Here is a 21,921-nt window from a genome sequence, read left to right as displayed (position 1 = left end):
TGATTGGCCACAGCGCATGCCGCTTTAAGTTCGCGTTACCGGCTGGTGGATCTTGCAGGTCAGGGCCAGTACGGACAGGTCTACTTGGCAGTTCATCGCCAGTCGGGGGCACTGGTCGCAATTAAGGTACTCAATGAGCAGCAATTGTTGACCCGTGGCTTTTTACGGGAGTTGAATTTTCTCCTGACGCTGCAGCATCCCCATGTGGTTGGCTGTCAAGCAATTGACTATATTCGCCTGCACCATAGCCCCCAAGTGAGACGCAGTTTGGTGATGGACTATTGTGCTGGGGGGACATTGCGATCGCTCTTAGAACAAGAACAGGCCTTACCCCTGACGACCGCCTTGCGCCTCACACTGGATGTTCTCGCAGCCTTGGCCTATGCCCATCATCGCGGCATTCTCCACTGCGATCTCAAACCGGAAAATATCCTGCTGGAGGTAACTGCTACGGGTTGGCAGGCAAAAGTATCCGATTTTGGCGTGGCGCGGCTAATTGAGGATGTCAAGGGCAGCGGTCAAACCGGATCCCCTGCCTATATGGCACCGGAGCGTTTCTATGGTCAGACGCTACCCGCTTCAGATCTCTATGCAGTGGGGATCCTCATGTACGAAATGATTGTTGGCGATCGCCCCTTCCACGGTACCCCTGCTGAACTCATGGCTGCCCACCTCAGCCGCCCCTATACCCTTCCCGAGGGACTGCCCTTTCTGGTGCGGAGCATTATTGCTAAGGCATTAGATAAATTACCGCAGCGCCGCTATAAAAGTGCAGCGGAAATGACGATGGCTGTGCAACTCGCTCTCGAGATTATCGAAGCAGAGTGTCATGAGCAGCCTCTATTGTTTTCTAGGTCACCGGCGGCGGTTTGGCTGGGGGAACCCCAAGGTTTTTCTTTGCCGCGACCGCCCCGACCGGTTGCCAGCACGGCCACAAGTTTCTATGGGGTGGTGGGCGATCGCCTGTGGGCTTGGCAAAGCAGGGATTCTCAGCCTGAAGTGATCGGTCAATGGCCGCTGCCACCCCTACCGCTTCAACTCTATGGTGGCCAGTTGAGGGCTTGGCTGCGGCTCCAGGGGCTGCCCCCACGGCTTTACTGCATTGATGAGCAGCAGATTCCCCTAGGATGTCGTCTGCTGCCCACCCACAACAGGTTAGCCATTGATGCCAGTGGTTACTGGTGTGCAGAAACCGAGATTGATAGTGATGTTGGCACATTGAGGCTGCATGTCCAACAACTGAATGGTCAAGGAGAGCGCACACTTTGCTGTGGGTGGCAGGGACGGGTGTGGGTCGATACACTCCTGCTCAATCGTCGCTATGGCGCGGTGATTAGTCGCTCCCAACATCCTGAAACGGCCCATCCCATCACTCATTTTCAACTCTTTGACCGCCGAGGACACTGGCGACTCTACACCCAACTGCCTGCCCACTTGACGTTGTTCACCCCTGCCCATAACCAACCATGGCAAGTAGCGGCGTTTGAGGATCATCCGCAGCAACCTCTACTGATGCTCCTACATTTGCGGCCTTGGCGGATTCAACGCTTGGGGCTGCGGTTTCGTCCTCAATTTCTCTGTGCCACACCTTGGGGCTATGTGGTGGCGGGTCGCCATAGTTTGAGTTTAGTGACCCACAGCGGCGAAATTGTCGGTACGGCGGACAGTGAACCGCAGATTGATGGCCTTGGCTTTACGGGCGATCGCCACCTTTGGTTGATTCGCCGGCAAGGAAGTGAGTGTGTGATACAAACCTGGGACATTACCACGTGGGACATTGACCTCATCCTCTAGGCCAGCAACCTATGATAGAAAGAATAGCTGGGGGATATGACCCATGAAACAGCCGCAGATTCTCAAAATTACCCGCAAAGCTGCCAGTCTTAAACAAAAGCAAAAGCAGCAGTCATCTCCTGTAGCGCTTGATGTAACAGCAACAACGGTAGCCTCTGAACCCGTCGTTGAGGTAGCTGCCAGCGATCGCGACAGTGCCCAGGGGCGTCAACATTGGTGGAGTGAACGCTGGATAGGTGTCCTGGAGTCCTTTGGCTGGCGACGGCGCCTAGAGCGGGCACGCAATTATGTGCGGGAGGGTCGAGTCCTAACCTTAGAGTTCAAGGGCAACCAAGTTCATGCCCAAGTGCAGGGCACGGCTCCCGACCCCTATCACGTCAAACTGCATTTGGATGCCTTTAGTGAAGAGCAGTGGCAATATGCCATTGACGGCATGGCACAAAAAGCCTTCTATGCCGCGAAGCTCCTGGCGGGTGAACTGCCCCCCAGCATTGAAGAAGTCTTTACCCAAGCTGGACTGAGTTTATTTCCCTTTACGAAATTTGACATCCATAGCCGCTGTACTTGTCCTGACCCAGTCAATCCCTGCAAACATATTGGCGCGGTCTATTACTTGTTGGGACAGTACTTCAACGAAGATCCCTTTCTACTCTTTCAATTGCGGGGCAAAACCAAAGAGGAGATTCTCCAACGCCTGCGCCACTATCGGGCAACAGCGACCACCCCCTCGATGGTGCCTACCCCCCCACCCCTCTATGAGCCGCCGAAAACCGATGCTCGCTTTTGCCAATATCGCCAACCCCTACCTCCAGAGTTAGTGGTGCTGGTCCCCAGTGGCCAACCCCATGGGGTGCTTTCAGTCTTACCCCCCTTTCCCCACGAGGTTTCCAGTGAAGTAGCACAGTTAATGGCCACCCTAGAGCAGATGTACAGCAGTGCCAGTCTTGCCGCCTGTCGCTTGGCCATGAGTGAACCCCCTGGAGTAGCAAGTGACCAATGAGACCAAGCCAGTATGACGGTTACAGCGAAAGTCTTAAACATGGTCTCAAAGTAGAGGCCGTTTTCCTAGAATTGGCCCGCAAGCAGGGATTCCAAGTTCACCACACCAGCGAAGCTGCTGATATAGCTAGGTTGATCGCCCCCCTCCAGTTGGCCAACCTATGAAGGCCCTAAAAAATATCAGGGCAAATATCCTGCCCTCCTGGTCGAAACCCATCTTCCCCTTCCGAGCAATGGCGAGGGGCTCAACCCCCAGCAGATTTGCCCTTTTGCCAAATAAATTCAAGCGGTTACATCCCCTTAGCCCAGCGATCGCCCAACCTGTCAACAATATCCACCATTTCTGAATTGCTCCAACCCGCCAGTAAATGGCCAGCAATGGCACAGCCCCCCGCACCCACGCCTTCCTTGACAAATCCCTGTTCATAGGCCCGCAGGGCAGAGTGACGGGATGAGCTGAAGTCAAGTTGAGTGTAAATGAGTGGACACTGGACACGCTCAGCCAAGCGGTGAATCTGAGCCGTTTGGTCTTCAATCAGCCAACGAGTTGTGCCCACCACAATTTGTTCTGGATGCCAAGGAAGCTGACGCCACTGGGCGATCGCCCGCCCAAACGCATAGACTGCGATCATTTGCGATCCCCCCGCCAGCAAAACACCACAGGTTTGACTGGCCCGCAGGGCCATAGCAGCGACCACCACCTGCATTGGATCGCCAATGGCCGCTACACAGGTGAAGGGGTTTGCCTTAGGAGGGAGATGGGCCAGCCCCTTTTGAACGAGTGACCACTTTTGGGTATGGTTGCTTTGGCGATGGCTACTGCCGACACAATCGCGAGCGGGGATGCCCAGGCTTTCACAGAGGGCAAGGGCAGTGGTTGTGCCCGCCACGACGCATTCAGCAATGATTAGCCATGGATATTGGCTGCTGAGCTTGGCACCCCAAGACCATCCCTGTTCCCAGAGGTGCGCTACCATTTGCGCTGTCATCGCCTGACCCGTGGTTAGGCAGCGAGCTGGTGTGCCCCCCAAATCAATCATCTCGGGCAAACGCGGTAGGGGTAAACCCGCATCAAAGACGTAAAGGGGCAACGCCAAAGCCTCAATGAGGGCACGACTAATCAGGGCCGGGGAAGCACCCGCCGCCAGGGGCGGTAGGGCATAGTGGTAGTGGGGTTGAATGCCTCGCAGGAGGAACTCACCATCGGCCAAGGCGGTGATTTGGCGATCGCTGGCGGTTTGACCCGCTGCCGAGATCCCGGGAATTAATGCCGTCTCTGTAAATCCAAGAACACAGACTAGGGCAGGAAAGTCTTGGTGCTGGCGATGGCGATCGCGCCAAGCACCCGCGATGGATTCTCCAGTTGCAACGCCAATCATCCTAAGCGAACCGACTGACAATTCCCGACCACTGCACCTGCTTGCGGTGTTCACGGCGATAGGAGAAAAAGAACTCAGCATCCCGAAACGTACAGTGGGGACACAGGGCAATTTGCTCCTCCTTTAGCCCCAATTGCAGCAATTGCAAGCGATTCACGCGGGCCACATCCACCCGCAGTCGCTGAGGATCAGCGTCAAGAAAAACAACCTCTGCATCTAGGGCAGCGAAACGCTGGTAGAGATCATCGCGCTCAGTGGTTTCTGTCACCCCCTCAAGAATAGTCTGCCCCAAGGCACGGGCAACATTCAGCCCCACTTGATAGACCTCACCGCGAATAGCAGGCCCCATGGCAATCCGTAAATTGGCAAGATGACTGCCCAATGCCTGCATCTGCTGGAGCGTGGCCCTAGAGATTTGGCTTGCTGTCCCCCGCCACCCCGCATGAATGGCTGCGACTCGGCCACTGGCGACATCGGCAATCAGCAAGGGTACGCAGTCGGCACTACAAACCCAGAGGGCTTGTTCAGGCTCTGTGGCCACAAGCGCATCAGCTTCCAAGCGCTGATCACAGGCTAAAATTTCTGCTGCCAAAGCAACGCGATGACCATGCACCTGTTGTGTTCGCAGCGGTGTTGCTATTGTTCCTAGGGCTGCGGTGAGGGTGCTGAGGTCTTGTCCTTGCCAATCGCGAGTAAAAAAGCCGTGGGGAAACTGCTGCAAGAGATCGCAGGTGAGAAAGCGCCCAAGGTCAGTGGTGTGCCAGTGCCACATTGTCAGATTGGTCAGATTGGATCAATGGTTTTCTAAGGTATGGATAACCAACGGGCGACTCACCATTCCAATGTATCCTTGTTTTTTAATCTGACTGATGCGGTTTATCGGGGAGAAAGTCCTCAATGAGATCTAAGCAGCGGGGGGCAAGTCAAAGAGAACTGTAGTCATATAGCGTTCTGCCCAAGCGCTGCCAAAGGCTTTTTCAAGCACACGGCGCGTTTTGTCGTTTTGCTGTTGCTGATGGCAGTACTGCTGCTGCCCGGCAATGACAGCCTCTGGCTGATCCGTAGGTACAGCCTGCTGGCTCAGTTGGCAGTGGAGGGTGAGGTACTCACCAATGCGATTTAGAAATTGCTGTTCCTCCGTTTCTCCCTGTGGCCGAATAAAAATGCAAAAAGGCGAGAAGATATGCCCCCAAGGGGGCAACTCACGCGGTTGACTAAAGGTGAGCTTCGGCAAAGCACTTAAGGCGGCGGTGTAGGCCGCGGGCAACTGACCCGTCACAGGGGAAAGATCCACAATCGCAGCACTTATTTGCCCGCGGCCACCGACGAGATCGCAGCCAAACATAGGTAGGTCGTAGCGCGGCTCTGGAAACATGACGCAGTGCAAAATGTCCAAACTCTCCCCTACCCGTGCCAATTCAAGGTGGAGCTTGCGAAAGGGAGGGGCTTGGTAGCAGTGGTTCTCAATCGTTAGCCGTTCCCCTTCCAGTTTACCCTCGACATAACCGAAATCTTCAGGCAGGGCGTAGGGTGCCAAGGGAAGGAAAGCCTGCCAAATCGCTTCAATGCGATCGGCGAGCCGCTGAATCAGAGGATGTTGGTGTTGACGCACAGACATAGCCTTGATTGTAACCCAAGTCTAGGCCGCTTGCGAGGGAGCGATCGCCCCCGCTAAACTAACCAAGAGTCTAACAGCCGAGAGATTATGCCAACTCCACTTACGACGGCCATTGACCCAAAGCAACTTCAACAGGCGATTCGCGCTAGCCAAGACTTTCTCTTTTCGCAACAATATGCCGAGGGCTACTGGTGGGCGGAATTGGAGTCCAATGTAACCATGACCGCCGAGGTAATCCTGCTCCACAAAATCTGGGGCACCGAACAGCGGTTACCCTTGGCCAAAGTGGAACAGTATTTACGCAACCAGCAGCGAGATCACGGCGGTTGGGAACTGTTTTATGGCGATGGTGGTGATCTCAGCACCAGTGTTGAGGCCTACATGGGACTGCGGCTCTTGGGCGTTCCCGAAACCGATCCGGCCTTGGTGAGGGCACGGCAATTTATCCTTGTCCGCGGTGGCATTAGCAAAACCCGCATCTTTACCAAACTGCACCTTGCCCTCATTGGCTGCTATGACTGGCGGGGGATTCCCTCCCTGCCTTCTTGGATCATGCTTTTGCCAGAAGGTAGCCCCTTCACCATTTATGAAATGTCCAGTTGGGCACGCAGCAGCACGGTGCCACTGTTGATTGTCATGGATCGCAAGCCGGTTTATGCGATGGACCCGCCCATTACCCTCGATGAACTCTATGCCGAAGGGCGGGCAAACGTGGTCTGGGAACTGCCCCGCCAAGGCGACTGGAGTGATGTTTTTATTGGCCTCGATCGCCTCTTCAAGCTCTTTGAAACCCTGAAGATTGATCCCCTCAGAGAACAGGGGCTCAAGGCTGCTGAGGAGTGGGTGCTGGAGCATCAAGAACCCAGTGGCGATTGGGGCGGCATTATTCCGGCAATGCTCAACTCCCTATTGGCGTTGCGTGCCCTTGACTATGCTGTTGATGACCCCATTGTGCAGCGGGGGATGGCAGCAGTGGATCGTTTTGCCATTGAAACAGAGACTGAATATCGCGTGCAGCCCTGTGTCTCTCCCGTTTGGGATACCGCCTTAGTGATGCGAGCCATGGTGGATTCAGGTGTTGCTCCCGATCATCCCGCCCTTGTCAAAGCTGGCGAATGGCTGCTCTCCAAGCAAATCCTTGACTATGGAGACTGGCACGTAAAAAACAAAAAGGGGCAGCCGGGGGGATGGGCCTTTGAATTTGAGAATCGCTTCTACCCCGATGTGGATGATACCGCAGTAGTGGTGATGGCCCTCCATGCCGTGACCCTGCCCGATGAAAACCTAAAACGGCGAGCCCTTGAGCGGGCAGTCGCTTGGATTGCCTCAATGCAGTGTCGGCCGGGGGGCTGGGCGGCCTTTGATGTGGACAACGACCAAGATTGGCTAAATACCATTCCCTACGGCGATCTCAAGGCAATGATTGACCCGAATACTGCTGATGTCACGGCACGGGTGCTGGAGATGGTGGGGCGGTGTCAGGTGGCCTTTGACAGTGGTGCCCTCGATCGCGCCCTTGCCTACTTGCGCAATGAGCAGGAACCGGAAGGCTGTTGGTTTGGCCGCTGGGGGGTGAATTACCTCTATGGCACGAGTGGGGTTTTGGCGGCCCTCTCCCTTGTGGCTCCTCCCTACGATCGCTGGCGTATTCGCCGTGCCGCTGAGTGGTTGGTGCAGTGTCAAAATGCCGATGGCGGCTGGGGTGAAACCTGCTGGAGCTACAATGACCCTTCCCTCAAGGGCCAAGGGGATAGCACCGCTTCCCAAACCGCTTGGGCCATTATTGGCCTTTTGGCCGCTGGCGATGCCACGGGGGACTACGCCGCAGAGGCTATTGAAAAGGGAATTGCCTATCTTCTTGAGACGCAGCGCCCAGACGGCACATGGCATGAGGATTACTTCACTGGCACCGGCTTTCCCTGCCACTTTTACTTGAAGTACCACTACTACCAGCAGCACTTTCCACTGACAGCCTTGGGCCGTTATGCCCGCTGGCGCAATCTTTTAGCCAGTTAGTTGAAACTAAAAGAAACGCAGTTGTTGCTGATAGGCCAAGGTATCGGTGCCACAGAGGGGTTGGGGGGTAACCACGCATTCATTGCTGAGGCCAGAGCGGATTAAATTTTCGGCAATTAACTGGCGATCGCGGGGAGCAGGGTGTGTACTCAAAATCGTCGGCGGTGCCCCTCCCTCCCGTTGCAACTTCCCGAGAAAGGTCACCATGGCCCGTGGATCGTAGTTGCTGCGGACCAATAGCCCCAACCCATAGCGATCAGCTTCTAGTTCCTGCTCACGACTGCGGGGACGCCGAAAAGCTAGTTCCATAGCTATTTGTAGCCCGCGATCGCGATCCAAGCCTGCTGCTGTCATTAAGCCCTGGGCGATCGCCATTTGTTGCAGTTGACGAATCACATGGCGCTGATCGATATGGCCAATTTCGTGGGCAATGACACTGGCTAGTTCCGCCTCATTTTCTGCCCGCAGCACTAGCCCTGTCGTGACATAGACAAAGCCCCCCATCGTCGCATAGGCATTTACTTGGGGGTCTTGAATGATGTGAAATTGATAGGGCAACCCTCGACGTTCGCCGACATTGACCAAGCGCGTACCAATGCTATTCACATAGTTTTGAGCAGCGGGATTCCGAACCAGGCGCATCCCTTGCCGTAGCATCTGCTCATGGATCTGTTGCCCCAAAGCCACCTCTTGGCGGGGCGAGATATTGGATAGTTGGATGACCTGAATTCCCTGCAACAGCAACCGCTGCCAGAGATGTTGTGCCTGTACCGCAACGGGATGGCAGGCGATCGCCACCCCACAGACCAAACTGGCAAAGAGGAGAAACCAACGTTGTTTTTTCACGGCCCATGCTTCGCGTAAAGTCCACACCCACGCCTAGCGGCTACTTGCCCCCTTTCGACCCCTCGATTTTAGACATTGTTCCCAAGGCTTAATGTGGTTTAATCTCTGGCACCCGTAGCCCCTTACTGGCCAGCCACTCTGGGTTGAAGAGCCGCGATTGATAGCGGGAACCCCCATCGCACAGCACTGTGACAATTGTGTGGCCGGGGCCGAGTTCCTTGGCTAGACGTACCGCTGCCGCCACATTAATGCCCACGGAGCCCCCCATGAAAAGGCCATCGTAGTGCAGCAGTTGATAAATGATTTCCAGGCACTCTGGATCCTCAATTTGAATCGCATCATCGATGGGAGCGCCTGCTAAGTTTGCTGTAATGCGGCTATTGCCAATGCCTTCAGTGATTGAACTCCCTGTGCTACTGAGGGTACCCGTTTTTACATAGCTATAGATGGCACTGCCCATAGGATCGGCAATCACAGTGCGAATGGCGGGATTTTTTTCCTTGAGAAACAGGGCTACACCTGCATAGGTGCCCCCCGTGCCAGTGGCTGCTACCCACGCATCAATTCGGCCATCGGTCTGCTCCCAGATTTCAGGGCCAGTGGTTTCGTAGTGGGCTTGGCGATTGGCAAGGTTATCGAACTGGTTCGCCCAGATGGCATTCTCCATCTCAGCAGCAATACGGCCAGAGAGCTTCACATAGTTATTGGGGTCTTTGTAGGGCACGGCAGGAACAGGGCGCACCTCGGCACCTAGGGTACGCAACAGGTCAATTTTTTCTTGGGATTGGGTATTAGGAATCACAATCAGGCACTTGTAGCCCTTGGCATTGCAGATGTGGGCTAGGCCAATGCCGGTATTGCCAGCTGTGCCCTCGACCACTGTACCGCCGGGTTTGAGAAGGCCTTTTCTTTCAGCATCTTCAATAATGTAGAGGGCAGCTCGATCCTTGACGGAGCCACCGGGGTTGAGGAACTCCGCTTTACCAAGAATTTCACAGCCCGTCAGGTCACTAAAGTAATTGAGGCGAATCAGCGGCGTCTGCCCGACGGTGCCGACAAAACCCTGTTTAATATTCATGCCGTCGTTGTTTTAAGTTGACTGAATACTTTTATGGTAAAAGGCTTTGCCGCCAGAATTCCCCTCAGGGAGAGCGATCGCCCAGTGTCCCTTTGGCATTCACCTTTGCTATGATTGGAGATCCCTGGAGAGGTGGCAGAGTGGTTGAATGCGCTTGACTCGAAATCAAGTTTAGGGTAACACCTAACGGGGGTTCGAATCCCCCCCTCTCCGTTGATAGCCCCGATCAGAAGTATGGAATCTACAAGAAACTTAACATCCCCAGTGACGAGTCGCTCTGACTGCCAATCAAAGCGCCAATGCCCTATCGAGCACCCACGACCCTTTTTTCTAGCCTCTTAACTTCTGCCCTTCAAGATCAAAGCCTTGTTTTACCTTCTCGGCAACATTCACATGGGTTAGGTTCTCTTCTTTGCTTGAAGTTCACCGCCAATACCTCTTTGCAACAGTGAATCAGGATTTTGGCCCACCTAGTACGAATTAAGATCGCACCTTGGCGCTCTTGCCCAGTTCTGGTTTTAGCCACAGCCATTCCTGTTGTGTTTTGCTCTCATCCCCAAACACCAACAAAAGGGATTTGCTGTCGTCCAGCAGTTGGCGATCGCGCTTCACCCGAATTGACCGCGCTGGAATTTTCGGCCTAATACATTGATAGACAATAAATAATAAAGATAGATAATAAAGCCCCATTTTTGGGAAATAGACACCACCTCGAAAGCGTGACCGTCAATCTCCAAGGGCGGTGTGGCGCGATCGACTGTATCCCAGCCCAGTTCTTCAATAAACAGAGACCCAAAATCAAACTTTTGGAGATACTTTTGGGCGCGTTGCCAATTCAGTGGCATCTTAGATTAACTCAAACAGGGTTCAAATCAGTGGGAAAGTCAGGATCAAACAGTTGCTCGGATTCTATAAATAACGCTCAATCAAGACTATTGGCATTGAATAGCCATGTATCCTTCATTGGAAAGAATGCTTTTTTGAGATGAATGGCATTGACTGTCCTGTATGGTCTTCCCAAGATTAAAAGGGTTTCCACAGCTCTACTCCATCTCGCTGATCAATCCCCTGCAAGAGGACCTTGACCACTTCATCGCGAGCTGTGGGCAGCACTTTACCAGTAAAGTCAGGGTGAATCGGCAATTCTCGGTGCCCGCGATCGATGAGTACCAATAACCAAATGGCATTGGGGCGACCGTAATCATGGACGGCATTGAGGGCAGAGCGAATCGTGCGACCACTAAAGATAACGTCATCCACCAAAACCACAATCCGCCCGGAGAGATCCACTGGAATCAGGGTCCGACGGGGGGTACGCGGTCCAATGCGATCCAAGTCATCGCGATAAAACGTGATATCCAACTCACCAATGGGGAGGCTCACGCCTTCCAGTTGTTCAACGTGTTGTCCTAGGAGCTTGGCAAGGGGAACCCCACGGGTATGAATCCCTAGCAACACTAACTTGTCGAGGGCATCGCGAGCCTTTTCCACCACTTGGGAAGCTAAGCGCGTTACAGTGCGCCGTAAATCATCGGCACTTAAAATTTCAACGACTTCACCAGCCATGGCCGTCACAGTAGGGAATTCCAAGATTCTAGCGAAATTCCCGCAAAAAGAGACCCTACGCCAAGCGGGTAGGGCCAAAGACGCAGTTAGGAGGTATCTTGCTTCCCTACGATACTGCCGACATTTTGAGGTGGCCAAAGCTTTTACCAATTCTTTAGATTTAGCGCAATTAATTGTTACAATACACGAGAAACTGTTACTTGGGATACCAAATTTTACGGCTACTTTCTAGAATGGGCGGGGAAATGGGTTTGACCGTTGCCAGCCTGTGCAACTCTCCTGAAAAAGACTGCGGGTGGCTCGCTCCTATGTTGCTCCGTTACCCTAAAAACTAGGAAAGAATTCTTGAGAAATTGGGCAATGACCAGCACTCCCTTCCGTATTCATGCTCCCTTTGAACCCACGGGAGATCAACCCCAAGCAATTCAAAAACTGGTTGCCGGGGTACAGGCAGGACATCGCTTCCAAACGCTGCTAGGAGCAACGGGTACAGGCAAAACCCACACGATCGCCCGCGTTATCGAGGCCCTTGGTCGCCCCACCCTGGTTTTGGCGCACAACAAAACCCTGGCGGCGCAACTGTGCAATGAACTGCGCTCATTCTTTCCAAAAAATGCTGTTGAGTACTTTATCTCCTACTACGACTACTATCAACCGGAGGCCTACATTCCCGTTACCGATACCTACATCGAAAAAAGTGCCTCTATCAATGAGGAAATTGATATGTTGCGCCACTCCGCCACCCGCTCCCTCTTTGAACGGCGGGATGTGATTGTGGTGGCCTCGATTAGCTGCATCTACGGTTTGGGAATTCCCGCAGAGTACCTAAAGGCCGCGATTCCCCTCGAGGTGGGCAAGGAAACGGATCTGCGGCAACTGCTGCGGCAGCTCGCAACCATTCAATACACTCGCAACGATGTCGAACTGGGGCGGGGGCGCTTCCGCGTAAAAGGGGATGTGCTTGAGATTGGTCCTGCCTATGAGGATCGCATCATTCGCGTTGAGTTCTTTGGGGATGAAGTTGAAGCGATTCGCTATGTCGATCCGCTGACGGGGGAAACCTTGCAAAGTCTGCAACGCCTGAATATCTATCCCGCGAAGCACTTTGTCACCCCTGCTGAACGCCTGGAAGCAGCCTGCGTTGCCATTGAAGCGGAACTCCAAGCCCAGGTGGCCAACTTGGAAGCCCAAAATAAACTCCTTGAGGCACAGCGTCTGAGTCAACGTACCCGCTATGACTTGGAAATGCTGCGACAAGTGGGCTACTGCAATGGTGTGGAAAACTACTCACGCCATCTCGCAGGTCGGGCAGCGGGGGAACCGCCAGAGTGTTTAATTGATTATTTTCCTGAGGATTGGCTCTTGGTGGTGGATGAGTCCCATGTAACGGTGCCGCAGATTCGCGGTATGTACAATGGCGACCAAGCCCGCAAAAAAGTGCTGATTGATCACGGCTTTCGCTTGCCCAGTGCGGCGGATAATCGCCCCCTGAAGCCGGAGGAATTCTGGCAGAAGGTGCAGCAGTGCATTTTTGTTTCGGCCACGCCTGGGGATTGGGAATTGGCGGTGTCCACACAGGTAGTGGAGCAAATTATTCGTCCCACGGGGGTTGTAGATCCAGAAATTTTTGTCCGCCCCACCCAAGGGCAAGTGGATGATCTGTATGGGGAGATTCGCTTGCGGTGCGATCGCCAGGAGCGGGTGCTGGTGACCACCCTTACGAAGCGGATGGCGGAGGATCTAACTGAGTACTTCCAAGAGCGGGGGGTACGGGTGCGCTATCTGCACTCAGAAATCAATGCCATTGAGCGTATTGAGATTCTCGAAGCCCTGCGCCAAGGGGACTTTGATGTCCTGATTGGGGTAAACCTGCTGCGGGAGGGATTAGATTTGCCGGAGGTGTCCCTGGTGGCGATCCTTGACGCGGATAAAGAAGGCTTCCTGCGGGCGGAGCGATCGCTCATTCAAACCATTGGCCGCGCTGCGCGGCACGTACGCGGACAGGCGATTCTCTATGCAGACACCCTCACAGAGAGTATGCAAAAAGCCATCCAAGAAACTGAGCGCCGCCGCGCCATTCAACTGGCCTACAACCAAGCCCACGGCATTACCCCCCAGCCCATTGTCAAGAAAACCAGTAACGCCATCTTGGCCTTTTTGGATGTGTCTCGCCGCCTCAACGCCGAGTCAGTGTCCGTCTTATCTTCCCAAGCCCTACAGGAACTCAGCCTAGAGGATATTCCCCAACTGATCCAAGACCTTGAGGCGAAAATGAAGGCGGCTGCCCAAGAATTGGCCTTTGAGGAGGCTGCCCGCTACCGCGATCAAATTAAGCGTTTGCGCGATCGCCTGGTGGGGCACCCCTAAAATTATGAACTTTTGTAATAGTTCGCAACAGTCCGTAAACGGGAGCGAAGGCAGGGAAACCCTAGCGTGGTAAGCTAAGTACGATTTTAGATCCGCACAACTTCGGCTGGCGTTCGGGTTGACGCTAGTTTTACCAGTTCTAGGAGTAAAAAAACCTATGCGTGATGCCGTCACCACACTCATTAAAAACTATGATTCCACCGGTCGCTACCTCGATCGCGATGCTGTTGACAGGTTACGCTCCTACTTTAATTCCGGTGCGGCACGGGTGAAGGCGGCAGCAGTGATCAATGCCAATGCCGCCGCCATCGTTAAGGAAGCGGCTTCTGCCCTCTTTACAGAGCAGCCGGAACTGATTCAACCCGGCGGCAACGCCTACACCACACGCCGCTACGCCACCTGCCTACGGGATATGGACTACTACCTGCGCTATGCCAGCTATGCCATTGTGGCCGGGGATGTGGATGTCCTCAACGAGCGTGTCCTCGAAGGTTTGCGGGAAACCTACAACTCCCTTGGCGTGCCCATTGGACCAACGGTGCGCGGCATTCAAATCATGAAAGAGATTGTGCGCGATCGCGTGGCTGCTGCTGGCATTGAAGACACCAGTATTGTTGAACAGCCCTTTGACTACATGTGCCGCCAACTCAGTGAAGTGAATATCTGAATATCCGAGGTTGGCTAAGGTAGAAGACTCTGTAACAATAGAGGGCGGTGGCGCCGGCGATCGCCCCTCTCTATTTCCGATGCAGCAGTGATGAAGATCCGCATTGGCAATGGTTACGACATTCACCGGCTGATTCCGGAGCGTCCCTTGATTTTAGGCGGCATCAGGCTAGAGCACGCCTTCGGACTCTTGGGACACAGCGATGCCGATGTCCTCACCCATGCAATTATGGATGCCCTCTTGGGTGCCCTCAGCCTTGGGGATATTGGTCATTACTTTCCCCCCAGTGATCCGCAGTGGGCAGGGGCAGATAGTCAAGTGCTGCTGGCAAAAGTGGCCGCGCTCATTGCCGAGCGGGGCTGGCAGGTGGGCAATATCGATGCTGTTGTGGTGGCGGAGCGTCCGAAGTTGAAACCTTACCTCGATCAGATGCGCGATCGCCTAGCAACCACCCTAGGGATTGATCGCGACCAAATTAGTATCAAAGCCACCACCAATGAAAAATTAGGGCCTGTGGGACGTGAAGAGGGCATTGCTGCCTATGCGGTGGCGCTCCTGCAGTCAGAAATGTAGGATAACCCCTAGGTAACATACAGGCTGTAGTGAAAGTCCGTTTGCTCACACTGGCTTTGCTGGAGATTGGCATGGCGAAAATTCGCCCAGCGACAGATGGCATGACTGAGGTTGGCACGCACAAAAAGGGCGTGGGAAAAATACCCCCGCGTCAGCCCCGCATAGGCTAAGTTGGCCCCATAGAAGTTGCAGCGATAGGCCTGAACCCCCTCAAGGGAAGCCCGCACCAATTGCGCAAACCGCAGCGTTGCTTCATTGAGGCTAGCACCCATCAACAGGGCAAAGGAAAAGTCGCTAGCTGCCGCGCGGACATGGCTGAGATCCGCTTCGCACCAATGGCTGTGGCGACAATCCGCCTGCTCAAGGGTGGCCCAGGAGAAATCGGCATAGCTAAAACGGGCGTACTGCAAGTTAGCCAGTTGAAAATTTGCCCGCTGGGCAGTGGCGCGATCGCCCACAGTTTTTAAGAACAACGCCCCTCGGCAATCCGCATCATTGAAGTTAGCCGCCGTCAGATCCGCTCCATGCAAATTGGCAAAGCGCAAATCTCCCTGGGCAAGGTTCACCTCCCGCAGACAGGCACCGCTGAGATTACAGCCCCGCAGGTCATAGCCCCGCAAATCCATACCCGTAAGATTCATTTCGCTGAAATCTACAGTAAGCTGAGGATAAATTCGCCGCCATTCGTTCCACAGGTGTTTTCCCCCCCGCAGGCGATCGCTCACTACCGGATTTAAGTGCCCTTTGATCATCATTCTTGCCTTGAGATTCCTCACATTTCGTTATCGTGGCACGAAATTTGATAGAATTTCGTCTATGTAGCCCTATCGCTGACGAAAGGAGAATGGGTTTGAAACAAGCAACCCTACATCAGCTTAAGGTTTTTGAGGTCACTGCTCGCCACGGCAGTTTTACCCGAGCTGCCGAGGAACTCTTTCTGACGCAGCCCACCGTCTCGATTCAAATGAAGCAGTTGACCCGTGCCGTTGGTATGCCCCTCTTTGAGCAAGTGGGCAAACGGCTCTATCTCACGGAAGCTGGCAAGGAACTGCTGGCCACCTGCCAAGACATCTTTGAACGCCTTGAGCGCTTTGAAATGGCCGTTGCCAATCTCAAGGGTCTCAAGCAGGGACACCTGCGGCTGTGTGTGATTACCACGGCCAAATATGTGATTCCTCGGCTGCTGGGGCCCTTTTGCCAGCGCTATCCAGGGATTGATGTGGCGTTGACCGTCACCAACCACGAGCAGGTGGTGGAGCGTATCCGAGGTAATATGGACGATCTCTATATCCCCAGTTGCCCGCCAGACAATGTGGATGTGGAGTGCCACCGCTTTTTGGATAATCCCTTAGTGGTGGTTGCCCCCAGTCACCATCGCCTCAGTGGCCGCAGTAAAATCCCGATCCAAGAGCTGGCGGGAGAGCCCTTTATTATGCGGGAGCAGGGATCGGGCACCCGCCAAGCTGTGGAGAAGCTCTTTGCAGAGCACGGTGTGCCAATTAATATCCGCCTTGAACTGGGGAGTAATGAGTCCATTAAGCAGGCGATCGCCGGTGGCTTGGGAATTTCTGTCCTGTCTCACCACTGCTTGGCCCTGGATCGCGAGTCCAGCCAGTTGACGATTCTCGATGTCGAACATTTCCCGATTCAGCGGCACTGGCATCTGGTCTATCCCGCTGGCAAACAACTGTCGGTGGTGGCCCAGGCCTTCTTTGACTATGTGTGTACCGAGGGACGGGAGATGATTGAATCGAGTCTCACCTATCCCGGTGGGGCGGCGCCGGCCAGGGAACTCAACCCCGTCTAGTATGGCAACCCTCGAATTTCTTGCCTTTCCCGATCCACCGATCGCGGCAGATCACACCCTCCTGTTGCTCCACGGTTGGGGGGCCAATGCCGCAGACTTGATTTCCCTTGGTCCGTTGCTGGCTCCCCGCGCTCAGATCTACGCAGCGGCAGCCCCCTTTCCCCATCCCTATGTAACTCAAGGGCGGATGTGGTATGACCTGAGTCAGCACAATGCCCTCAGTGGCTCATTACTGCTCGATGAGCGAGCCACGGATCTAGCCACCAGCGAAGCGGCACTGCGGGAGTGGATTGCCAGCTTGCCCATTGACCTCAGTCGCACAATTTTAGGGGGATTCTCCCAAGGGGGAGCCCTGACATTGGCGGTGGGCTTAACCTTGCCCTTGGCGGGGTTATTAGTCTTTAGCGGCTATTTAGTCCGCCCCCCAGGGGTGACAGCCACCTCGCCGCCGGTGCTGATGATCCATGGCACAGCGGATCCTGTGGTGCCCTTTGCCAGTGCCCAAGCCAGTTGGCAGGCCCTGCAAACTGCGGGAGTGAAGGGAGCATTTCATGCCCTACCGATGGCCCATGAAATTAACGGGGAGGCGATCGCGATCGCTCGCCAGTTTATCGAGAAGACCCTGCCTAAAATGAACTCAGACTGAGTAACCCATAGGCAAGCAAAGCGCTACCGATCGGAACGGTCAGATTATCAATCCCTCGCCAAGCAATCAGTTCCAAGAGGGTTGCACCCACACCCACTAAAGGGGCAATCCAGAGGGACGCCAAAGCGGCAATGGGGATGAGGGAGAGGGCCGCGACCAAAGTACTCACCCAAAACATTGTCAGAGTTCCTTCCCAGCTTTTACTGGTTACCGGCAAGGGATGGCGTCCCCAGTTCATTCCCACAAGGGCAGCCAAGCCATCGCCCCAAGCCATCACTAAAATTCCCAGAACCGCCAGTTCCGGCAGCGTCTTCCAAAAGAGCGCCATTAATGTGCCAATACTCACCGCATAAAAAAAGGTGCCCCAGCTTTGTCGCCCCACGCCACTAATACTGGGAAAGATCGGCACGCGATACGACAGCAGTGTCACTATACCAGCGATTGCTGCGGCTACAATTCCCCAACTCGTGGGTACCCCGAGGGCGTAGGCAATCAGGATGACTTGACCTGCGCCAATGTGAACCACTTTCCGTGACCATTCCTTGGCGTTGGGAAACCAAGCGTGGATCAGTTCTGCAATTAACAGCACCAAGCCCAGCCAACCTGTGACCCAAATTCCTGCCCAGAACATTGTCATTGCTATCCTCAGTGAACGGTTGCTCCTTACTTTGTCTACTGGGTCTGCTGGGCAAAAAACTGGGTCACAATCTCAAGGATGCGATCGCTAGCATGACCATCGCCAAAGGGATTAATCGCCGTTGCCATACGGTTGTAGGCCACTGGATCCGTCAGCAGTTCAATTGCTGCTGCTGCAATCCTATCCGCAAAGGTACCCACTAGTTTAGCGGTGCCAGCGGTGACCGCTTCCGGCCGTTCAGTGGTTTCCCGCAACACCAGTACTGGTTTGCCGAGACTAGGGGCTTCCTCTTGTAGGCCACCGGAATCCGTGAGTAGGAGGGTTGATCCCTTCATCGCCGCCACCAGGGTGGGATAGTCCAAGGGCTCCGTAAGAAAAACACGGGGATGGTGTCCCAAATAGGCTTTGAGGGGTTCACGCACCGTGGGATTGCGATGCAGGGGCAAGAGTAAGGCAGTATCGGGAAGGGTGTTTAAGATCCTCAGGAAGCCATTGGCAATGTCTTCTAGGGGGGCACCCCAGTTTTCACGACGGTGAACGGTGGCAAGGAGGACACGGTATTGTTCCCAGTCAAGGCCGGGGACAGGGCACACCGGTTGGCGATCGGCCACTTGCAGCAGAGCATCAATGACAGTATTGCCCGTCAGGTGAATCGTACCCGTGACCCCGGCGGCCTGAAGATTCTTGACAGCTTGTGCCGTAGGGGCAAAATGCAACTGCGCCAATTGGGAAATGAGACGGCGGTTGGCTTCTTCTGGATAGGGATGATAGAGATCGTTAGTGCGTAAGCCCGCTTCCACATGACCGACAGGGATTTGCTGATAAAAGGCGGCAAGGGTAGCGGCAAAGGCCGTTGTTGTATCCCCCTGTACCAAGACAAGACGGGGCAGGAGTTCTTGGTAGAGTTGCTCAAGGCCTTGGAGGGCACGGCAGGTAATTTCAGTCAGGGTTTGCTTTGGCTGCATAATGGCTAAGTCCCGATCTGCCCGTAGGTCAAACAGTGCCATCACTTGATCCACCATCTCGCGATGCTGTCCAGTGAGAACAACGTACGGGGCAAACAGGGGCGATCGCTGCAAGACTTGAATAACCGGTGCCAATTTGATTGCCTCCGGACGCGTACCCAACGTAATGCAGATCGGGATTGGGGAAGCAATCATAGCCGTCTAAATACCAAAAATAGTAAAAACAGTACTTTTAGTGTACCGAGAAGGAAGTGTCCAAAAGTCAAAACAAAAAGTCAAAAAGTTCTAGTTGCCACTGCTCATGGACAGTTGTCTGTCAGCCTTTTGCTAGGGTGTGGAGTCTCGCGTCGCCCCGCCATGACTTCTCCCATAGGGAGTCTGGTGGGGGTGTGCCATCTTTGTGAGAAGGACTGTATGTTAATAATAGAAGGAAATGCACCGCCATTGCGCTCGCTGAGGTGGCCATGATTGAAATGACTGTTGCTGGGATTGCCCTCGATGCCACTAACCGCCGCACACCAATTGTGTTGCTCAAAGACGGTGCTGGACGGCGAGCACTCCCCATCTGGATTGGTGATAGTGAGGCGCGGGCAATTTTAATGGCCTTGGAAAATCAACGGGCACCGCGACCGATGACCCATGATCTGATGGCAAATATCCTCAACGAATGGAAGATGACCCTAGAGCGGGTGGTCATCCACTCCCTCGAAGACAACACCTACTATGCGGTGCTGACCCTGCGCCAAGGAGAAACGCGTAAAGACATTGATGCTCGTCCTAGCGATGCGATCGCGCTGGCCCTGCGCTGTGATTGCCCGATTTGGGTGATGGAAGCAGTGGTTGCCGATGCCTCGATTCCCGTCGATCGCGATGCAGACGAGGAAGAACGCCAAGCCTTTCGCCGCTTTTTAGATTCAATTCGCCCTGAAGATTTTATTCAGCAGGGGCGGGGAATGGAGGAGGATTCCTCCGCAGGCTAGGATGCGTTACCGCCGTTTTGGTCGCACGGGGTTAGACCTCTCGGTGTTTTCCCTGGGAACGATGCGTGCCTTGGGCAGCCCAGAGGTGATGCAGGCGGTCATTGAGGAGGCGATCGCCCACGGCATTAACCATATTGAAACCGCCGCCGCCTACGGTGCCAGTGAAGCCTACATTGGCCGTGCCCTTAAGGCATTGGGGCAGCCCGCTGTCTTTATCACCACCAAACTATTGCCCCAAGGGGATGCAGATCATGTCCAGCGACAAATTGAGCAATCCCTTGAGCGTCTCCAACTCTCACGCTTAGACGGTGTCGCCCTCCATGGAGTGAATACCCCTGAGCATCTGGCGTGGCTGAGCAGTGAAGGGATGGCCATGCTGCGGCAATTGCAAGCAAAGGGGGTAATTGGCGCTTTGGGTTTTTCCAGTCATGGATCGTTGTCTGTGATTTTGCCGGCGATCGCCAGCAATCAATTTGACTTTGTGAATCTGCATTACACCTACTTTCAGCAACGCAATGCCCCAGCGATCGCTGCTGCTGCTGAGCGGAATCTAGGCATTTTCATCATTTCCCCAGCCGACAAAGGGGGAAAGCTCTACCAGCCTTCCCAACGGCTCCAAGATCTCTGTGCTCCTTTTCACCCGCTCCATTGGAGCTATCGCTGGTTGCTGAGCCAGCCTGCCATCACCACCTTGAGCATTGGGCCTGCCACCGTTGCCGAGTTGGCCTTTCCCTTGGCGGTGGCCGATCAGGTCGATCCCCTGAGTCCCGCAGAGCAAGCCGTGGGCGATCGCCTACAAGCGGCGATGCAGGCAGCCCTAGGCAGCGATCTCTGTCACCAATGCTATGCCTGTCTGCCCTGCCCAGAGGAAATCCACATCCCTGAAGTATTGCGGCTTCGCAACTTGGCCGTTGCCTACGACATGACGGAATTTGGCAAATATCGCTATGGGATGTTTGGCCGGGCCGGCCATTGGTTTGCGGGACAGCCCGCCAATCGCTGTACTGAATGTGGCGATTGTTTGCCTCGCTGTCCCAGTCGCTTGGAGATTCCGCGGCTATTGCGGGAAACCCATGAGCAGTTGCAGGGCACCTCGCGATCGCGCCTTTGGCAGACGATCTAGGCCGCCGCCTTTTCCATCACTGCTAATAATTCTCGCCATAGCTGTTGGGTCACAGGTCCCGGGCAAGCCGGAAACACCATCTCATTCACTTGGCGAATCGGCATTAGAAGGCGCACCGAGGAACTGAGAAAGCCCTCACTGGCTCCTGCTAGGTCCTGTGGAGTAAGAACCACTTCCCGATGGGGAATACCCAAGTCTGCAACGATCTGCAACAGCGTCGCTCGCGTAATTCCGTGGAGTATGCCAACGGCGGTGGGGGGTGTCTCGACGACACCATCACGGACAATCCAGAGGTTACTGGTCGTGGCCTCGGTAATCTGTCCTTGGGCATTGAGAAGCAGGGCATCCTCAAAACCCGCCTGCTGTGCCTCCAATAGGGCCAAGATATTGTTGAGGTAATTGCCCGTTTTGGCTGCCGGATCAAGGGCAGCAGTACTTGTGCGTTGCCGCTTAACGATGGCAAGGCGAATGCCCTGTTCGCTCAACGTTGGTTCGGGCGCGATCGCCATCAACACAATCAATAACCGCGGTTGGGTGGTCGGTTCTGGCAATAGGCCAATGCGGCGATCGCCACCACGGGTCACCACAATCCGAATGTAGTATTCTCCTGTTGGGGCAGCCGCTAACGTGCGTTGAACTTCTTGGGTAATGTACTCATCAGACCAGGGCACAGTCATGTAGAGATAGGCGGCTGAGGCGCGCAATCGTGCTAGGTGCTCTGGCAGGGCAAAGGGAACCCCGCCGTAGGTCCGCACAACCTCGTAAACACTGTCACCATAAAGAAATCCGCGATCAAAAACAGAAATCGAAGCCTCCGGCGTAATTACCCCGTCCAGATTGCAGAGTAACACTTGCCCTCT

22 protein-coding genes and 1 tRNA gene are annotated in these 21,921 nt (G+C 54.5%); 11 read left to right on the top strand and 12 right to left on the bottom strand.

Translation table 11 applies throughout. The annotated features are described in order from the left end of the window. Window positions 1–3: 3 nt before the first annotated feature. Both IGQ16_RS05690 and IGQ16_RS05685 read left to right on the top strand, forming a co-directional pair. On the top strand, window positions 4–1,794 hold the full coding sequence (locus tag IGQ16_RS05690; protein WP_297060564.1) for a serine/threonine-protein kinase: 1,791 nt from the start codon (window positions 4–6) through the stop codon (window positions 1,792–1,794). 43 nt (window positions 1,795–1,837) lie between these two features. Further along, window positions 1,838–2,794 (top strand): metal-binding protein, encoded by a 957-nt coding sequence (locus IGQ16_RS05685; RefSeq protein ID WP_297060562.1) that lies wholly within the window; start codon window positions 1,838–1,840, stop codon window positions 2,792–2,794. Between the two features lie 289 nt (window positions 2,795–3,083). Here IGQ16_RS05685 and cobT read toward each other — a convergent pair whose 3' ends face one another. From cobT to IGQ16_RS05670, 3 genes are all read right to left on the bottom strand, one after another. Continuing rightward, window positions 3,084–4,172: a nicotinate mononucleotide-dependent phosphoribosyltransferase CobT gene (gene cobT, locus IGQ16_RS05680; RefSeq protein ID WP_297060560.1), complete on the bottom strand. Its 1,089-nt coding sequence runs from the start codon at window positions 4,170–4,172 to the stop codon at window positions 3,084–3,086. Between the two features lies 1 nt (window position 4,173). Then, complete coding sequence (gene pgeF, locus IGQ16_RS05675) at window positions 4,174–4,944, bottom strand: peptidoglycan editing factor PgeF (RefSeq protein ID WP_024125295.1); 771 nt, start codon at window positions 4,942–4,944, stop codon at window positions 4,174–4,176. 132 nt (window positions 4,945–5,076) lie between these two features. Then, on the bottom strand, window positions 5,077–5,790 hold the full coding sequence (locus IGQ16_RS05670) for a phycocyanobilin:ferredoxin oxidoreductase (RefSeq protein ID WP_024125296.1): 714 nt from the start codon (window positions 5,788–5,790) through the stop codon (window positions 5,077–5,079). Between the two features lie 87 nt (window positions 5,791–5,877). Here IGQ16_RS05670 and shc point away from each other — a divergent pair, with 87 nt between their 5' ends. Beyond that, window positions 5,878–7,806 carry a squalene--hopene cyclase gene (shc, locus tag IGQ16_RS05665; RefSeq protein WP_024125297.1) on the top strand — a complete coding sequence of 643 codons (1,929 nt, stop codon included), beginning with the start codon at window positions 5,878–5,880 and terminating at the stop codon, window positions 7,804–7,806. Window positions 7,807–7,812: 6 nt separating this feature from the next. Here shc and IGQ16_RS05660 read toward each other — a convergent pair whose 3' ends face one another. Together IGQ16_RS05660 and IGQ16_RS05655 are read right to left on the bottom strand one after the other, a co-directional pair. Then, window positions 7,813–8,652, bottom strand: coding sequence for a M48 family metallopeptidase (locus IGQ16_RS05660; RefSeq protein WP_024125298.1), 840 nt, complete (start codon window positions 8,650–8,652; stop codon window positions 7,813–7,815). Window positions 8,653–8,740: 88 nt separating this feature from the next. Beyond that, entirely contained in the window at window positions 8,741–9,730 is a 990-nt protein-coding gene (locus tag IGQ16_RS05655) for a cysteine synthase A (RefSeq protein WP_297040820.1), read from the bottom strand. A 126-nt stretch (window positions 9,731–9,856) separates the two neighbouring features. On the opposite strand from IGQ16_RS05655, the gene IGQ16_RS05650 reads away from it, so the two are divergent. Continuing rightward, a tRNA-Ser gene (locus tag IGQ16_RS05650) sits at window positions 9,857–9,943 on the top strand. Window positions 9,944–10,210: 267 nt separating this feature from the next. Here IGQ16_RS05650 and IGQ16_RS05645 read toward each other — a convergent pair. The 3 genes from IGQ16_RS05645 to pyrR all read right to left on the bottom strand — a co-directional run bounded on the left by IGQ16_RS05645 (window position 10,211) and on the right by pyrR (window position 11,296). Then, the gene (locus IGQ16_RS05645; protein ID WP_255325238.1) at window positions 10,211–10,342 is read right to left on the bottom strand and encodes a hypothetical protein; all 132 of its coding nucleotides are present in this window, start codon (window positions 10,340–10,342) and stop codon (window positions 10,211–10,213) included. Then, window positions 10,339–10,575: a hypothetical protein gene (locus tag IGQ16_RS05640; RefSeq protein WP_041429166.1), complete on the bottom strand. Its 237-nt coding sequence runs from the start codon at window positions 10,573–10,575 to the stop codon at window positions 10,339–10,341. Before IGQ16_RS05640 ends, IGQ16_RS05645 begins: the two co-directional genes overlap by 4 nt. A 178-nt stretch (window positions 10,576–10,753) precedes the next feature. Further along, window positions 10,754–11,296 (bottom strand): bifunctional pyr operon transcriptional regulator/uracil phosphoribosyltransferase PyrR, encoded by a 543-nt coding sequence (pyrR, locus tag IGQ16_RS05635; protein WP_024125299.1) that lies wholly within the window; start codon window positions 11,294–11,296, stop codon window positions 10,754–10,756. Between the two features lie 360 nt (window positions 11,297–11,656). Between pyrR and uvrB the strand changes: the two genes are divergently transcribed. From uvrB to ispF, 3 genes are all read left to right on the top strand, one after another. Then, on the top strand, window positions 11,657–13,663 hold the full coding sequence (gene uvrB / locus IGQ16_RS05630; protein WP_297060556.1) for an excinuclease ABC subunit UvrB: 2,007 nt from the start codon (window positions 11,657–11,659) through the stop codon (window positions 13,661–13,663). A gap of 157 nt (window positions 13,664–13,820) precedes the next feature. Beyond that, window positions 13,821–14,330, top strand: a complete 510-nt coding sequence (gene apcB, locus IGQ16_RS05625; protein WP_024125301.1) for an allophycocyanin subunit beta — start codon at window positions 13,821–13,823, stop codon at window positions 14,328–14,330. A gap of 90 nt (window positions 14,331–14,420) precedes the next feature. Continuing rightward, window positions 14,421–14,903 (top strand): 2-C-methyl-D-erythritol 2,4-cyclodiphosphate synthase, encoded by a 483-nt coding sequence (gene ispF, locus IGQ16_RS05620; protein ID WP_024125302.1) that lies wholly within the window; start codon window positions 14,421–14,423, stop codon window positions 14,901–14,903. A gap of 8 nt (window positions 14,904–14,911) precedes the next feature. On the opposite strand, the gene IGQ16_RS05615 is transcribed toward ispF, so the two are convergent. Beyond that, window positions 14,912–15,658: a pentapeptide repeat-containing protein gene (locus IGQ16_RS05615; protein ID WP_024125303.1), complete on the bottom strand. Its 747-nt coding sequence runs from the start codon at window positions 15,656–15,658 to the stop codon at window positions 14,912–14,914. 95 nt (window positions 15,659–15,753) lie between these two features. Between IGQ16_RS05615 and IGQ16_RS05610 the strand changes: the two genes are divergently transcribed. Together IGQ16_RS05610 and IGQ16_RS05605 are read left to right on the top strand one after the other, a co-directional pair. After that, entirely contained in the window at window positions 15,754–16,710 is a 957-nt protein-coding gene (locus IGQ16_RS05610) for a LysR family transcriptional regulator (protein WP_024125304.1), read from the top strand. A 1-nt stretch (window position 16,711) separates the two neighbouring features. Further along, window positions 16,712–17,356 carry a dienelactone hydrolase family protein gene (locus tag IGQ16_RS05605; RefSeq protein WP_297060554.1) on the top strand — a complete coding sequence of 215 codons (645 nt, stop codon included), beginning with the start codon at window positions 16,712–16,714 and terminating at the stop codon, window positions 17,354–17,356. On the opposite strand, the gene IGQ16_RS05600 is transcribed toward IGQ16_RS05605, so the two are convergent. After that, window positions 17,337–17,993, bottom strand: a complete 657-nt coding sequence (locus IGQ16_RS05600) for a diacylglycerol/polyprenol kinase family protein (RefSeq protein WP_041429172.1) — start codon at window positions 17,991–17,993, stop codon at window positions 17,337–17,339. The genes IGQ16_RS05605 and IGQ16_RS05600 overlap by 20 nt on opposite strands. 35 nt (window positions 17,994–18,028) lie before the next feature. Continuing rightward, window positions 18,029–19,153, bottom strand: a complete 1,125-nt coding sequence (gene wecB, locus IGQ16_RS05595) for a non-hydrolyzing UDP-N-acetylglucosamine 2-epimerase (protein WP_024125307.1) — start codon at window positions 19,151–19,153, stop codon at window positions 18,029–18,031. A 269-nt stretch (window positions 19,154–19,422) separates the two neighbouring features. Here wecB and IGQ16_RS05590 point away from each other — a divergent pair, with 269 nt between their 5' ends. After that, window positions 19,423–19,938, top strand: a complete 516-nt coding sequence (locus tag IGQ16_RS05590) for a bifunctional nuclease family protein (RefSeq protein ID WP_024125308.1) — start codon at window positions 19,423–19,425, stop codon at window positions 19,936–19,938. A 1-nt stretch (window position 19,939) separates the two neighbouring features. After that, window positions 19,940–21,061 carry an aldo/keto reductase gene (locus IGQ16_RS05585; protein ID WP_024125309.1) on the top strand — a complete coding sequence of 374 codons (1,122 nt, stop codon included), beginning with the start codon at window positions 19,940–19,942 and terminating at the stop codon, window positions 21,059–21,061. On the opposite strand, the gene IGQ16_RS05580 is transcribed toward IGQ16_RS05585, so the two are convergent. Next, a complete protein-coding gene (locus tag IGQ16_RS05580) occupies window positions 21,058–21,912 on the bottom strand; it encodes an aminotransferase class IV (protein ID WP_297040882.1) in 855 nt (284 codons plus the stop codon). The two genes, IGQ16_RS05585 and IGQ16_RS05580, sit on opposite strands and share 4 nt — an antisense overlap. Window positions 21,913–21,921: the final 9 nt, after the last annotated feature.

Source organism: Thermosynechococcus sp. M3746_W2019_013 (assembly GCF_015296045.1).
GTDB lineage: Bacteria > Cyanobacteriota > Cyanobacteriia > Thermosynechococcales > Thermosynechococcaceae > Thermosynechococcus.
Note: the sequence above shows the minus strand (reverse complement) of the source record. Positions and strands in the feature narration are given on the sequence as shown.

Excerpts from the sequence above, each read along its gene's own strand:
- IGQ16_RS05605 (WP_297060554.1), top strand. The coding sequence starts at position 16,712 with ATGGCAACCCTCGAATTTCTTGCCTTTCCCGATCCACCGATCGCGGCA.
- IGQ16_RS05585 (WP_024125309.1), top strand. The coding sequence starts at position 19,940 with ATGCGTTACCGCCGTTTTGGTCGCACGGGGTTAGACCTCTCGGTGTTT.
- IGQ16_RS05670 (WP_024125296.1), bottom strand. The coding sequence starts at position 5,790 with ATGTCTGTGCGTCAACACCAACATCCTCTGATTCAGCGGCTCGCCGAT.
- cobT (WP_297060560.1), bottom strand. The coding sequence starts at position 4,172 with ATGATTGGCGTTGCAACTGGAGAATCCATCGCGGGTGCTTGGCGCGAT.
- apcB (WP_024125301.1), top strand. The coding sequence starts at position 13,821 with ATGCGTGATGCCGTCACCACACTCATTAAAAACTATGATTCCACCGGT.
- pgeF (WP_024125295.1), bottom strand. The coding sequence starts at position 4,944 with ATGTGGCACTGGCACACCACTGACCTTGGGCGCTTTCTCACCTGCGAT.
- uvrB (WP_297060556.1), top strand. The coding sequence starts at position 11,657 with ATGACCAGCACTCCCTTCCGTATTCATGCTCCCTTTGAACCCACGGGA.
- IGQ16_RS05615 (WP_024125303.1), bottom strand. The coding sequence starts at position 15,658 with ATGATGATCAAAGGGCACTTAAATCCGGTAGTGAGCGATCGCCTGCGG.
- pyrR (WP_024125299.1), bottom strand. The coding sequence starts at position 11,296 with ATGGCTGGTGAAGTCGTTGAAATTTTAAGTGCCGATGATTTACGGCGC.
- ispF (WP_024125302.1), top strand. The coding sequence starts at position 14,421 with ATGAAGATCCGCATTGGCAATGGTTACGACATTCACCGGCTGATTCCG.
- IGQ16_RS05640 (WP_041429166.1), bottom strand. The coding sequence starts at position 10,575 with ATGCCACTGAATTGGCAACGCGCCCAAAAGTATCTCCAAAAGTTTGAT.
- IGQ16_RS05685 (WP_297060562.1), top strand. The coding sequence starts at position 1,838 with ATGAAACAGCCGCAGATTCTCAAAATTACCCGCAAAGCTGCCAGTCTT.
- IGQ16_RS05590 (WP_024125308.1), top strand. The coding sequence starts at position 19,423 with ATGATTGAAATGACTGTTGCTGGGATTGCCCTCGATGCCACTAACCGC.
- IGQ16_RS05600 (WP_041429172.1), bottom strand. The coding sequence starts at position 17,993 with ATGACAATGTTCTGGGCAGGAATTTGGGTCACAGGTTGGCTGGGCTTG.
- wecB (WP_024125307.1), bottom strand. The coding sequence starts at position 19,153 with ATGATTGCTTCCCCAATCCCGATCTGCATTACGTTGGGTACGCGTCCG.
- IGQ16_RS05655 (WP_297040820.1), bottom strand. The coding sequence starts at position 9,730 with ATGAATATTAAACAGGGTTTTGTCGGCACCGTCGGGCAGACGCCGCTG.
- shc (WP_024125297.1), top strand. The coding sequence starts at position 5,878 with ATGCCAACTCCACTTACGACGGCCATTGACCCAAAGCAACTTCAACAG.